9 protein-coding genes are annotated in these 13329 nt (G+C 64.9%); 1 reads left to right on the forward strand and 8 read right to left on the reverse strand.

Going from position 1 to position 13329, the window contains the following annotated elements; all coding sequences use genetic code 11:
- Window positions 1-36: 36 nt before the first annotated feature.
- The 4 genes from P9236_RS01855 to P9236_RS01870 all read right to left on the reverse strand — a co-directional run bounded on the left by P9236_RS01855 (window position 37) and on the right by P9236_RS01870 (window position 6891).
- Window positions 37-2484 carry an FAD-dependent oxidoreductase gene (locus P9236_RS01855; protein ID WP_278072896.1) on the reverse strand — a complete coding sequence of 816 codons (2448 nt, stop codon included), beginning with the start codon at window positions 2482-2484 and terminating at the stop codon, window positions 37-39.
- A complete protein-coding gene (locus P9236_RS01860; RefSeq protein ID WP_278072897.1) occupies window positions 2481-3662 on the reverse strand; it encodes a pyridoxal phosphate-dependent aminotransferase in 1182 nt (393 codons plus the stop codon). Before P9236_RS01860 ends, P9236_RS01855 begins: the two co-directional genes overlap by 4 nt.
- A 164-nt stretch (window positions 3663-3826) precedes the next feature.
- Window positions 3827-6280, reverse strand: a complete 2454-nt coding sequence (locus P9236_RS01865) for an FAD-dependent oxidoreductase (protein ID WP_278072898.1) — start codon at window positions 6278-6280, stop codon at window positions 3827-3829.
- 23 nt (window positions 6281-6303) lie between these two features.
- Window positions 6304-6891, reverse strand: coding sequence for an XRE family transcriptional regulator (locus tag P9236_RS01870; RefSeq protein ID WP_278072899.1), 588 nt, complete (start codon window positions 6889-6891; stop codon window positions 6304-6306).
- 226 nt (window positions 6892-7117) lie between these two features.
- Between P9236_RS01870 and P9236_RS01875 the strand changes: the two genes are divergently transcribed.
- Window positions 7118-7822: a nitroreductase gene (locus P9236_RS01875; protein WP_278072900.1), complete on the forward strand. Its 705-nt coding sequence runs from the start codon at window positions 7118-7120 to the stop codon at window positions 7820-7822.
- A 28-nt stretch (window positions 7823-7850) separates the two neighbouring features.
- Here the strand turns inward: P9236_RS01875 and P9236_RS01880 are convergent, their stop codons facing one another.
- The 4 genes from P9236_RS01880 to P9236_RS01895 form a co-directional block, all read right to left on the reverse strand.
- The gene (locus tag P9236_RS01880) at window positions 7851-9293 is read right to left on the reverse strand and encodes an MFS transporter (RefSeq protein ID WP_278072901.1); all 1443 of its coding nucleotides are present in this window, start codon (window positions 9291-9293) and stop codon (window positions 7851-7853) included.
- A gap of 123 nt (window positions 9294-9416) precedes the next feature.
- Window positions 9417-10004, reverse strand: coding sequence for a sarcosine oxidase subunit gamma (locus tag P9236_RS01885; RefSeq protein WP_278072902.1), 588 nt, complete (start codon window positions 10002-10004; stop codon window positions 9417-9419).
- A complete protein-coding gene (locus P9236_RS01890; protein WP_278072903.1) occupies window positions 9997-12990 on the reverse strand; it encodes a sarcosine oxidase subunit alpha in 2994 nt (997 codons plus the stop codon). Before P9236_RS01890 ends, P9236_RS01885 begins: the two co-directional genes overlap by 8 nt.
- Entirely contained in the window at window positions 12987-13280 is a 294-nt protein-coding gene (locus P9236_RS01895; protein WP_278072904.1) for a sarcosine oxidase subunit delta, read from the reverse strand. The genes P9236_RS01890 and P9236_RS01895 overlap by 4 nt, the downstream gene beginning before the upstream one ends.
- Window positions 13281-13329: the final 49 nt, after the last annotated feature.

Consider the following 13329-nt stretch of genomic DNA (forward strand, 5'->3'; position numbering starts at 1 on the left):
TCCACCTTCTCCCACAAGGGGAGAAGGAAAGAGGCGCTACATCCGCACCCGTTCCGCCTTCGGATCGTACATCGGCTTCAGCGATGCTTCCGCGGCGAAACGCTCACCGGCGATTTCCACCTCGTAGGACGATGCCAGCACTTCCGCCTCGTTCTCGCCCTGGCACGGCACATAGCCGAGGCCAATGGCGCCGCCGAGTTGGTGGCCGTAATTGCCGGAGGTGATCGGGCCGACGATCCTGCCGTCGCGCAGGATCGCTTCGTTGTGGAAGAGCAGGGGCTCGGGGTCCTTGAGGCGGAACTGCACCAAGCGGCGGCTCAGCCCGGCTCCCTTCTTTCGCAGCACCGCGTCGCGGCCGATGAAATCGGGCTTGCTCGTCTTCACCGCAAAGCCGAGGCCGGCCTCCAGCACATTGTCCTCGTCGGTGATGTCGTGACCGAAATGGCGGAAGGCTTTTTCGATACGGCAGGAATCGAGCGTGTGCAGGCCGCAGAGCTTCAGCCCGACATCGGCACCAGCGTCGGCGATCGCCTCGAAGACATGAGCGGCCTGCTCGGTCGAGACATAGAGCTCCCAGCCGAGCTCGCCGACATAGGTCACGCGATGGGCGCGGGCGAGCCCCATGCCGACCTCGATCTCTTGAAAAGTGCCGAACGGGTTGGCTTCGTTGGAGAAATCGTTGGGGCTGACCTTCTGGATCAGCTTTCGCGAGTCCGGACCCATCACGCAGATGACGGCTTCGGCGGCGGTCACATCGGTGATGACGACGAACTCGTCGGCGATATGCCGCCTCAGCCAAGCGAGGTCGCGCTGAAGCGTGGCGCCCGGCACCACGAGGAAATAGGCCGTCTCCGACAGCCGCGTCACGGTGAGGTCGCTCTCGATGCCGCCCTTGGCGTTGAGCATCTGCGTATAGACGATCCTGCCGGGCGCGACGTCCATGTCGTTGGCGCAGAGCCGCTGCAGGAAGGCACAGGCATCGCGGCCCTCGATGCGGATCTTGCCGAAGGAGGTCATGTCGAACAGGCCGACGCCGTTGCGCACGGCAAGATGCTCCTCGCGCTGGTTGTCGAACCAGTTCTGCCGCTTCCAGGAATAGCGGTATTCGCGCTCCTGGCCGGGCCTAGCGAACCAGTTGGCGCGCTCCCAGCCCACCACCTCGCCGAACACGGCGCCGCGCGCCTTCAGATGCTCGTGCAGAGGCGAGCGGCGCACGCCACGCGAGGTCGCCATCTGGCGGTAAGGAAAATGATCGGCATAGAGCAGGCCAAGCGTTTCGGAGACGCGCTCCTTGAGATAGCGGCGGTTCTTCTGGAACGGCTGGGCGCGGCGGATGTCGACCTCCCAGAGATCGAAGGGCGCCTCGCCGTCGTTGATCCACTGCGCCAGCGCCATGCCGGCGCCGCCTGAGGAAACGATGCCGATCGAATTGTAGCCGGTCGCCATCCAGTAGCCGGACAGCTCCGGCGCCTCGCCGAGATAGTAGCGGTCGTCGGGGGTAAAGCTTTCGGGGCCGTTGAAGAAGGTGTGGATGCCGGCCGTGCCCAGCATCGGCATGCGGTTGACGCCCATTTCCAGGATCGGCTCGAAATGGTCCATGTCCTCAGGCAACTGGTCGAAGCAGAAATCCTCGCGAATGCCGTCCATGCCCCAGGGTTTCGCCACCGGTTCGAAGGCACCGAGCATCATCTTGCCGGCGTCCTCCTTGTAGTAGGCGCACTCGTCCGGCACGCGCAGCACCGGCAGGCGAGACAGACCCGGGATCGGCTCGGTGACGAGATAGAAATGCTCGCAGGCATGCAGAGGAATGGTGACGCCGTTCTGCCGTCCAAGCTCGCGCGCCCACATGCCGGCGCAGTTGACGACGATGTCGGTCTCGATCGTGCCCTGATCCTCGCCCTGAGCCCAGGAGACGCCGGAGACGCGGCCATTTCTGGTATGGACCTTGGTGACTTTCACATTCTCGATGGTCGTGGCGCCGCGCTGGCGCGCGCCCTTGGCCAACGCCATGGCGATGTTGGCCGGATCGCACTGGCCGTCGAGCGGCAGATGCACGGCGCCGACTACGTCCGATACATTGAGATGCGGATACATCTCCTTGACTTCGCTCGGCGAAATCTCGCGCACGTCCACATCGAAGGCACGGGCCAGCGAGGCCTGCCGGTAGATCTCGTGCTTGCGCTCCTCGGTCAGTGCGACGGTGATTGAGCCGACCTGGCGCATGCCGGTGCCGACGCCGGTTTCGGCCTCGAGCTTGACGTAGAGGTCGGCGGAATACTTCGCCAGCCGCGTCATGTTCTGCGAGGCGCGCAATTGGCCGATCAGGCCGGCCGCATGCCAGGTCGTGCCGCAGGTGAGCTGCTTGCGTTCGAGCAGCACGATGTCGGTCCAGCCGAGCTTGGCCAGATGATAGGCGACCGAGCAGCCCGAGACGCCGCCGCCGATGATGACGGCGCGGGCTTTACTGGGAATGGTCTTGGTCATGCGGCCTCGCGGCGATAGTTGGAAGCGAAGCGGCGTACGCGAAGCGCTGCTTCCTGAAGGACAGGTTCGGGCTGGCAGAGGCTGATTCGGATGTGGCCGGCTGCGGCCTCGCCGAAGCTCGAGCCCGGCATGACGCCGACCTTTTCCTTGTCGAGCAGCGCCCAAGCGAATTTCTCGTCGTCGGGCTCGACGGCCGTGATGTCGAGCATGACATACATGCCGCCTTCGGAGCCGTGCACGGTGAGTTCATTTGCGCCGCGTATGGCATTGAGGAAGACGGTGCGGCGCGCCGCGTAGCGCTCGGCGATTTCCTTCACGCCGTAGTGGTTCTCCAGCGCCTCGGCGCAGGCGATCGAGATGAACGCCGGCAGGCCGTAGGTCGTCACCAGGTTGAGGTCGGTCATCAGCGCTATCATCGCTTTCGGGCCGGTCAGCCAGCCCATGCGCCAGCCGGTCATGCCATGGCTCTTCGACATCGAATTAATGACCAGCGTGCGCTCGGCCATGCCGGGCAGCGAGCGCGGCGAGATGTGCTCGCCGCCGCCAAGCGTCCAGTAGACCTCGTCGGACAGCAGCCAGAGATCGCGTTCCTTGCAGATTTCGGCCAGCTCTTGGAGCCGTTCGCGCGAATAGACGGCCCCGGTCGGATTGTTCGGCGTGTTGATCAGGATGGCGCGCGTGTTAGGCCTGAGCGCCGCGCGGATCATGTCGGCGTGCGGCTGGAAACCGTCCTCGGCCGGCGTCTCGACCACGGTGAAGCTGGCGCCGGCGGCGCTGAAGGTGTTGGGATAGGTGGCGTAGTAAGGCGCGACGACGATGGCGTGATCGCCGGCATCGAGCACGCCCTGCACGGCGGCGTAGAGCGCGCCCTGGCCACCGGCTGTGGCGATGATCTCGTCCGGTTCCGTCAGGATGCCGGTGCAAGCGGTGGAGGCCGCAGCCATCGCCTTGCGCAGGCGCGGTAGGCCGGGCAAGGGCGTATAGTGGTGATTGCTGCCGCGGACGGCGTTGACGCAGGCCTCGATCGTGTCCGAGGGCGTGTCGAAGTCGTGATCGCCGACCGAGAGCACGATGATGTCTTCGCCGGCTGCCCTCCGGGTCCAGGCGGCGAAATGGACTTCCCAGCCATCCTTGCCCGAAGGCACGATGCCGGTGATGCGCTTCGATGGTTTTGGCATTCTAGAACCTTTCCCGACCATATCGGCCGCATTCTGACGGGCTATTTTGCACCAATTCCGGCGCAAGGCCCCTTGTGCGTACCGCCGGTACGCCCTGCGGTTCTTCGCTTGATCTTGTCACAAAATTCCTCCGCCAGAATGGACCGCCATGGCCGGGAAAGGTCCTAAGCTCTCAACCTCTCATTCTTCGGATCCCAGAGCGGCTCATCCTTCTGCACCACCGCCTTGAAGCGGTCGCCGAAGATCTCGACCTCGATCGCCGTGCCGGGCTCGGCCAGATCGGAACGCAGCATGCCGAGCGCGATGGATTTATCGACGCGGTGGCCCCAGCCGCCCGAGGTCGTCTCGCCGACGATCTTGCCGTCATGCCAGAGCGTCGACATATAGGGCGCATCGCAATCGCCGGGATTCTCGACGACCAGCGTGACGAAGCGCTTCTTGACGCCCTGCTGCTTTTCGTTGAGCAGCGCTGCCTTGCCGCGGAAGTCGTGCTTGTCCCATTTGACGAAGCGCTCCAGCCCGCCCTGCAGGATCGAATAGTCGGTCGACAGATCGCCCTTCCAGGCGCGGTAGCCTTTTTCCAGCCGCAGCGAATCCAGTGCATACATGCCGAAAGGTTTTAGCCCCTGCTTCTGCCCTGCGGCCCAGACGGCGTCGAAGACCGTCAAAGTGTCGGCGATCCTGGTGTGGATCTCCCAGCCGAGCTCGCCGGCGAAGGAAACGCGCACCAGCTTCGCCCAGCGTCCGGCAATGGTCGTTTCCTGATGCGTCAGCCAGGGCAGCGTCAGATCGGCGTCACAGACCTCGGCAAGGATGGCGCGCGAGTTCGGACCGGCGAGGATCTGCGTCGAGTATTCCTCCGTCCGGTCGGTCAGCGTGAAGGCCGCATCCGCCGGCATGCGCGACTTCAGCCATTCGAAATCGTGCCACTGCGCCACCGCCGCGGTGATCAGCGTCATCTGGTCCTCGCCGTGGCGCACGACCGACATTTCGGTGACGATGCGGCCCTTGTCGTCGGCAAAATAGACGAGGCCGATACGGCCGGGTTTCGGCACCAGGCCGGTGACCTGCAGCGCCAGCCATTCGGCGGCGCCCGGACCTTCGAGGTTGAAGCGGGAGAAGCCGGGCAGGTCGAGGATGCCGGCGGCGTCGCGTACGGCCAGGCATTCCTCTCGCACACGCTGCTGCCAAGGCCCGTCCCGGCGGAAGGTGAGGGTCGCTTCTTCCGAAATGTCATCGCTGGGCTTGGCGTACCAGGTCGCGCGTTCCCAGCCATTGTAGGCATCGAACTGGCCGCCGAGCGCCTTGATGCGATCATGCAGCGGCGAGTGCTTGCGGTCGCGCCCGGCCGGCCAGGCATGGCGCGGGAACTGGATGGCGTATTCATTGCCGTAGATCTCCAGGCCCTTGGCGACACAATAGTCAGGAGCGGACGCGAAGGCGGTGAAGCGGCGTGGGTCGCAGGACCACATGTCCCATTCCGTCTGACCCTCGGTCACCCACTCGGCCAGCACCTTGCCGGCGCCGCCGCCTTGCGCGATGCCGAAAGTGAAGACGCAGGCTTCGAAGGCATTCGGCACGCCGGGCATCGGTCCGATCAGCGGGTTGCCGTCCGGCGCGTAGGGAATCGGGCCGTTGATCACCTTGGAGAGGCCGGCTGTGCCAAGGATCGGAACGCGGGCGACGGCATCGGCGAGATAATGCTCCAGCCGGTCGAGATCGTCGGGGAAGAGCTGGAAGGAAAAATCCTCTGGCATCGGGTCGTTATGCGTCGCCCAGTGCGCGCGGCAATTGCGCTCATAGGGGCCGAGATTCATGCCGGTCTTTTCCTGGCGCAGATAATAGGACGTGTCGACGTCGCGCAGCAACGGCAGCTTATGCCCCTGTTCCTTCGTCCAGGCGGCCAGCTCGGGGATCTCCTCAAACAATATGTACTGATGGCTCATCACCATCATCGGCACTTCGCGGCCGAACATTTTTCCAACTTCGGCGGCGCGGTAGCCGGCGGCATTGATGACGATTTCGCAGCGGATTTCGCCCTGCGGCGTCGCGACCACCCATTCGCCTTTCTCGCGGCGAACGCCGGTGACCGGGCAGAAACGGATGATCCGGGCGCCCATGTCGCGCGCGCCCTTTGCGAGCGCCTGCGTCAGCTGCGCCGGGTCTATGTCGCCGTCGCTCGGATCGTAAAGCGCGCCCTTCAGCTCGTGCGTCTCAATGAAGGGATAGCGCCGCTTGATTTCGTCGAGGCCGACGACATCGATGTCCATGCCCTGATAGCGGCCCATGCCCTTGGCGCGCTGGAACTCCTGCATACGCTCCTTGGTGTGGGCGAGTCTGAGCGAGCCGGTGACATGGTAGTTCATCGGATAGTCGACCGCTTCGGCCAAACCCCGGTAGAGCTCTGTCGAGTAGCGCTGCATGTTCATCAGCGACCATGACGAGGAGAAGGTCGGCACATTGCCGGCGGCGTGCCAGGTCGAGCCGGAGGTCAGCTCGTTCTTCTCCAACAGCACGCAGTCGGTCCAGCCGGCCTTGCAGAGGTGGTAGAGCGAGGAGGCGCCGACGACACCGCCTCCGATGATCACCACGCGCGCCGTGGTCGGCAAACCGGCCATGCTTCTTCCTCCCAAGCTCTAACTCAATATACCGGCGGCGAAACCACCCAGATGACTACTGCCGGCTCGGCGCCCGGATTGCGCCAGCGGAACGGCTTGCCTTCGAAGCGGAACGAGTCGCCTTCGCCAAGCCGATGCCAGACGCCGCCGATCTCGATCTCGAAAGTGCCCGACACGACATAGCCCGCTTCCTCGGTCGGACGGCGCGCCTCGGTCTTCAGTTCGGCGCCTGGCGCGAAGACCGAGCGCAGCATCTCGAAGCTACCGCCGAGGTCGGGCGACAGAAGCTCCTCCACCAGGCCTGATTCGCTTGTGCCAAGCGAGCGGCGGCTGCCCGCGCGCACAACCACGCCGCGTTCCTTCTCGACAGGCACGTCATGGCTGAAGAACAGGCTGAGCGGCACGCCGAAGAGCTCGGCGAAGGCCCTGAGATCGCCGAGCGAAGGAACCGAAAGTCCGCGCTCGACCTGGCTGACCCAGCCGACGGAGCGGCCGAGCTTGAACGCGACCTCGCTGAGCGTCAGCCCGCGGGCCTTGCGCAGCGCACGGATATCGCCGGCAAGCAGCCGCTCGCCATTGTCCTGCTCCGGTCTGACAGCGGTCGAGGTCAATCGTGACTCATGAAAAAATATGAATGATTTTCATGTGAGTGCAAACCAGTGAAAAAATCAAGCGGATTTTCATACGCTGCAAGATTTGCTTGCGCGATTTTGGCGCTTGATGCAAAGGCTCCCCTACGAGCGGAGGGTGGGGCGTCCGATCGGGACCAGTCTAGTTTTGTGTCTGCGGATGGTCATTGCGGAAACCGGGTTCCGGCCATGCCTGAAGGGACGGCCCATGCTGGATAAGAATAGCCGGATCGCGCTCGATGCGGCCATTGTCGACGAGGCGATCATTTCGCGCCGATCCGTGCGCGCGTTTTTGCCCGACGTGGTCGACGATGAAACGATCCGCGCCATCCTGACGGTGGCGGCGCGGGCGCCGTCGGGCACCAACATGCAGCCTTGGCGGGTCTATGTGACCAAGGGCGAGGTGAAGCAGCGCATCAGCGACGCTATCCTCAATTCCGGCATTCGCGCCGAGAAGGCGGAGTGGGACGAGTACCGCTACTATCCCGACCAGTTCTTCGAGCCCTATCTCAGTCGGCGCCGGGCCAACGGCTTCGGCCTCTACGGCGCGATCGGCATCGGCCGGCGCGAGGTCGACAGGATGCGCGCGCAGCACGATCGCAACTTCATCTTCTTCGACGCGCCGGTCGGCATGATCTTCACCGTCGACCGGCGGCTGAATAAGGGGTCGTGGATCGACTACGGCATGTTCCTGCAGAACATCATGGTCGCCGCGCGAGGCAGGGGGCTGCATACCTGTCCGCAGGCCGCCTTCGCACCCTACCACCGGCAGATCCGCCCGGTGCTCAACATTCCCGACGAGGAAGTCGTCGTCTGCGGCATGGCGCTGGGCTATGAGGACAACTCCAAGCCCGAGAATGAATTCCGCACCGACCGCGCGCCGCTCGAAGAATGGGTGACGTTCGCTGAGTAGCGCGGACAGGGACCGGTCGCGCTGACTGCTAGTCCGTGCTCATATGCGCACCGTGGCCGCTGACATGGGCGCCGTCCTGCGGTGTCAGCCTGAGATAAGCGAGCAGCGCGCAAAGCGTGATCAGGGCCTCGACGATGAACAGGATGCGGTAGTCGTCGACGCTGGCCTGGCCGCCGCCTGCCAGCAGCGACAGCAGCGCCGCCGCCAGGCCGACGCTGATCGCGACCGCCAGCTGCCAGAGGATGTAATAGAGCGCGCTGAAGCGCGAGAGCTGCTCCGGCGAGATGTCCGAATAGGCGAGATTGCCGGTCGAGGCCCACTGCACGGAGCGGAAGAGGCCGAAGACGAAGATGTAGGTGAGCACGATCCAGGCGGGCGTGCTTTCCTGCATCAAGGCAAACCCCGCGACCAAAAGGGCGACAATCGGCGTGTTGGTGACCAGCACGCGCCTGAAGCCGAAGCGGTTGAGGATACGCGGCATGAAGAAGCGCATCAGAACCGAACCGATCGCCGCGACGAAGGTCAGCGATCCGGCCTGGACGGCGCTCATGCCGAAACCGAGCTGGAACATCAGCGGTAAGAGGAAAACCACCGAACTCAGCCCGATCGTGTCGAGACCGCCGCCGGTCAGGAAGCTGACGCGGAAGGTGCGGATGCGCAGCAGGTTGAGGTCGAGCAGCGGGTTGCGGGTGCGCAGGCAGTAAAGCGCGGCGACGGTCAGGATGGCGATCGCCAGCCCGAGCTCCATGGCGATGCTGGCGCTCGCGACATCCTTCGCGGCAAGCGAATCCATGCCGAAGACGAGCAGCGCCATGCCGCTGCCGACGAGCAGGAAGCCCGAAAAATCGAACGGCGTGCGGACCGGCTTGGTGGTCGTGGGAAACAGCGAGGCCGCGAGCAATGCCGCGGTCAGCGCGATCGGTATGTTGATGTAAAAGATCCAGCGCCACGACACGTAGGTGGTCAGCGCGCCGCCGACGAGCGGCCCGACCAGGGGGCCTGACTGGCCGGCGAGCGAGATATACATGTTGATCCTGAGCGTGCGGTCGCGCGGGAAGCTCGACAGGATCACGACCTGGCCGAGCGTGCCCATCAGCGCGCCGCCGAAACCCTGCAGCGCGCGCGAGCCGACCAGCATCCAGATGTTTTCCGACAGGCCGCAGAACGCCGAGGCGCTGGCGAAGACGAGCAGCGCAAAGCAGTAGACGTTGCGCAGCCCGAAGCGATCGGCCAGCCAGCCGCCGAGAGGCATCGTGATGATCAGGCTCGCGACATAGACGGTGATCAAAAGACCGAGCTGGCTCGGCGGGCGGTCCAGGCTTTGGCCGATGCCTGGCAGCGCGGTCACGATGACGTTCTGGTCGAGGCTGGTCATGAACACGCCGCAGGCGACGGTTGCCGGCAACAGCAGCGACGGGTCGCCCGCCGGAGCAAAGCGGGTCGTGGCTGTCGCCGTAGTCTCTGCGGTCATGGAAGGAATTGTCGAACTGGTTGCCTGAGCGGCTCCGACAGGAGCCCGTGATTCCTTATCTATCGTTTTCGCTGGTCCAAGGCTCAAGCAGCAGTTGTGGCCGTCGATAGTGCCAGGCGCCTGCTACTGAACCTCGTAGCCGACTTCCTCGCTGGCGTGGCACAAGGCTTTCCAGAACGACCGAGCAAACGATCGGAAGACGTAGATGTCGAACTGGTCCGCGCCGGTGCGCTGGATCTGAGCGAAAACATCGTGATGGTTGGTCGAGCGGCCTGCGCCCAAGGGGAAGGCCGGCAAGGCAAAATCGATGGCGAAGAATTTCGCCAGCACCCATTCCGCTTTCGGTCCGGCGACGCGGATCGCCGTGCGGCCGTGCGACAGGTCGGTGAGCGTGCCGACCGAGGGCGTGATCACGCCCGTAAACGCGGCGGCCAAGCCCTCGGTCTCGTCGACCACGGTGAACTTGCCCGGCGCGAAGCCGAACGCCGACTTCGCGCCATTGCTGACGCCGCCGCCGGCGCCGTCCGGAAGGGCAAGGCCCGTCACCTTGTATATGCCGGACATCAGGCGCTTCTCCTCGCCCGGCCACGCGGCAAGCTGCAGGATCGAGCCTGGCCGCGTTTCGGACAGGATGACATCGACGCCATGTTCGAAATTGCCATGCGAGCCTGGGTGGTAGACGGGCGCCAGGGGCGATTGACGTTCAACCATGCATGCGGCTCCCGTCCGGATCGTAGAAATGGTTGGAGACGATCTCGACCGGCCCGAACCGGTTGCGCAGCGGGTCGGAGACGAAGGCGCGCGTGCCGTGGCGCGCCTTGCCGCCCCTGACCAGCGCCAGAGCGATGTATTTGCCGAGCGCCGGCGAATAGCAGCAGGCGGTGATGTGGCCGATCGAATCGTGCGGGTTCTCTTGGTCCAGTTCCTCGACGATATGTCCGCCACCATTGAGCGCGCGGTTGTCGAGAGCGATCACGCCGACCAGTTCCAGCCGGTCCGGAGCGATCAGCCCCTCGCGGTCCATCATAGCGGAACCGATGAAGGGTTTCTTCTTCGACAGCATCCAGTCGAGATGGAGGTCGCGCGCGGTGGTGCGGCCGTCGATCTCGGCGCCGGTGACGTGACCCTTCTCGATGCGCATGGTGCCCAGCGCCTCGAGCCCGTAGGTGACAAGGCCGAACGGCTTGCCGGCCTCGATGAGCGCTTCCCACACCCGTGTGCCGTAACCGGCGCCGGAATAGACCTCAAAGGCCATTTCGCCGGAGAAGGAGAGGCGGCAGATCATCACCGGCGCGCCGGCGATCTGGCCATGGACGATGCCCATGAAGGGAAGCGTGGCGTTGTCGACGGCGGTGCCTTCGACGCAAGAGGCAAGGATGGCGCGGGCCTTCGGGCCGCCGATCGCGGCGCCAGCCCATTCGTCGGTGACCGAGGTGACGGTGACCTTCAGTTCCGGCCAGATGACGTCGAGGAAATATTCCAGATGCTGCATCACCTTGCCGGCATTGGCGGTGGTGGTGGTCATCAGGAATTCCTGCTCCCCGAGCCGCCAAGTGGTGCCGTCGTCGAAGGCAAGACCGTCCTCGCGCAGCATCAGGCCGTAGCGGGCCTTGCCGACGGCGAGGGTGGAAAACATGTTGGTGTAGACGCGGTCGAGGAACTCGGCCGCGTCCGGTCCTTGCACGGCGATCTTGCCGAGTGTCGAGACATCGACGATGCCGGCGCTCTCGCGTGTCGCCTGGGCTTCGCGTACGTAGGCCTGCTCTACGGTCTCGCCGGCGAGGCCGTAGATCATCGGGCGATACCAGAGGCCGGCCGCATACATGATCGCGCCGTTGGCAATATGCCAGTCATGCATCGGCGTCAGCCGCTCCGGCTTCAAATCGCCGAAGCGCTCGGCCGCCAGCGAGCCGATCGAGACCGCCGTATAGGGCGGGCGGAAGCGTGTCGTGCCGACTTCCGGTATCGGTTTGCCGAGCGCTTCGGCCATGATGGCTAGGCCCGGCACGTTGGAGTTCTTGCCCTGGTCGGTCGCCATGCCGAGCGTGGTGTAGCGTTTGAGATGCTCGACCGAGACGAAGCCCTCGCGATGTGCGAGCCGCACGTCCTCGGCGGTCACGTCGTGCTGGAAGTCGACGAAACTCTTGCCCTTGGCCTTGATCTCGAAGACCGGCGCCGGGTCGGGATCGCCAGGAACAGCCTCGACAACGGGCAGGGGCGCGGAGGACGGCGTTCCGCCGGCCGCCTGGAGGCCGGCCGCGCGGCCCTCGGCAAAGGCTTCGGCAGTGGAAAAACTGCCGGTGAAGGCGCCGGCGCCGATCCAGCGCTGCGTCGGCTGCGGCGGCAGGAAGGCCTGCCTGGCAGTGTCCCATATGGCCTTCGCACCGGCCTGGCTGGCGAGATGGATTGTCGGCGACCAGCCGCCCGACATCGCCAGGCAGTCGGCATGGATGCTGCGTTCATCGCCGCTGAGCGCACCGCTCATCACGTCGAAGCGTTGCACCTTGAGGCCGGTGAGCGCCTTGCCGCCTTCGGTCGCGATTACGGCATGGCCGGCGAACAATTCGGCCTCGGCTTCGCTCGCCAGCCTGCGCATCTCGTTCGAGACGTCGCCGCGGACATCGATGACGGCGACGACGGCAGCGCCTGCCTTCTTCAGGGCGACGGCCGAGCGGTAGGCGCTGTCGTTGTTGGTGAACAATGCGATCCGTTCGCCGGGCAGCACGCCATATTCGTTGGCGTAGCGTTCGGCCGCATGTGCCAGCATGACACCCGGACGATCGTTGCCCGGAAACACCAGCGGCCGCTCGAAGGAGCCGGTGGCGAGAACCACCGTCTTGGCGCGGATCGCCCAGTAGCGCTGGCGCGGCTCGCCCTTGGCCGGCACTTCCTTATGGTCGGTCACCCGTTCGAGGGCGGCCAAAGTGTTGCCGTCGTAGTAGCCCCAGACGGTCGTGCGCGGCAGTAGGCGGACATTGTCGTTGCCTTCGAGCTGGCCGACGACGCGCGCCGCCCAGTCGGCGGCCGGCACGCCGTCGATGGTTTCGCCAGACCAGCTGGCCGAACCGCCGAACTTTGCCTCGAGATCGGCCAGGATCACGCGCGCACCCTGGTCGGCGGCGGCCTTCGCCGCCATCAGGCCGGCTGGGCCGGAGCCGACGACCAGCACGTCGCAAAAGGCGTTCATGCGCTCGTAGCGCGCGGTGTCGGGCGCAACACCCGCCTTGCCGAGGCCGGCGGCGCGACGGATGAAATGCTCGCAGAACATCCAGAACCGCGTGCCCTTCAGCGGGCCGAATACCGGTCCCATGAAGGTCTTGTAGTAAAAACCGGCCGACAGGATCTTGCCGCCGAGCTGGTTGAGCGCGCCGATATCCAAAGCGAGCGAGGGGGAGCGGTTCTGGCTGACAGCGACCAGCCCGTCATAGATCTCGACCATGGTGGCGGGGATGTTGGGCTCGCGCACTTCACCGCGCAGCACCGTCACCAGGGCATTCGGCTCCTCGACGCCGGCGGCGAGCAGGCCGCGCGGGCGGTGGTACTTGAACGAACGGCCGAATAGCGTCACGCCATTGGCGAGCAGCGCCGAAGCCAGCGTGTCGCCGGCATGGCCGGTATAGGGCGCGCCGTCGAAGGTGAAGCGGATGGTGTGCAGCCGGTCGATGCGGCCGCCGGTTTCCGTGCGGCGCGGGCTCACTGGTTGCCTCCCGCTTTATGGCCCGCGGATTTGTGTCCGCCACGGGCGAACGCCGTACTCAGGATTTCATGGGTCAGGGTATTGCGTACGACCCGCAGGTGCGCGCGGCAGCCGCCGGAATGCTGCCAGATTTCATTGTGGTCTCCGGCCGGGTTCAGCCGGTCGTAGACATAGGCATTCCAGGCATCGAGATCCTGCGAGGCCGGCTGCGGCCGCTCGCGGTTGCCGTCGCCCTGGTAGGTGAATTCGATGACGTCGCGCGGGCCGCAATAGGGACAAGTGATCAGCATCTCGTTTTATCTTTTTGTTTGACCATGATCTTTTCCAAAAACCGGCGTC

This window comes from Mesorhizobium sp. WSM4884 (assembly GCF_029625675.1).
Taxonomy (GTDB): Bacteria; Pseudomonadota; Alphaproteobacteria; order Rhizobiales; family Rhizobiaceae; genus Mesorhizobium.

Bases quoted from the DNA above. Each gene is read 5' to 3' on its own strand.
- P9236_RS01860 (WP_278072897.1), bottom strand. From the start codon at position 3,662: ATGCCAAAACCATCGAAGCGCATCACCGGCATCGTGCCTTCGGGCAAG.
- P9236_RS01855 (WP_278072896.1), bottom strand. From the start codon at position 2,484: ATGACCAAGACCATTCCCAGTAAAGCCCGCGCCGTCATCATCGGCGGC.
- P9236_RS01865 (WP_278072898.1), bottom strand. From the start codon at position 6,280: ATGGCCGGTTTGCCGACCACGGCGCGCGTGGTGATCATCGGAGGCGGT.
- P9236_RS01895 (WP_278072904.1), bottom strand. From the start codon at position 13,280: ATGCTGATCACTTGTCCCTATTGCGGCCCGCGCGACGTCATCGAATTC.
- P9236_RS01885 (WP_278072902.1), bottom strand. From the start codon at position 10,004: ATGGTTGAACGTCAATCGCCCCTGGCGCCCGTCTACCACCCAGGCTCG.
- P9236_RS01880 (WP_278072901.1), bottom strand. From the start codon at position 9,293: ATGACCGCAGAGACTACGGCGACAGCCACGACCCGCTTTGCTCCGGCG.
- P9236_RS01875 (WP_278072900.1), top strand. From the start codon at position 7,118: ATGCTGGATAAGAATAGCCGGATCGCGCTCGATGCGGCCATTGTCGAC.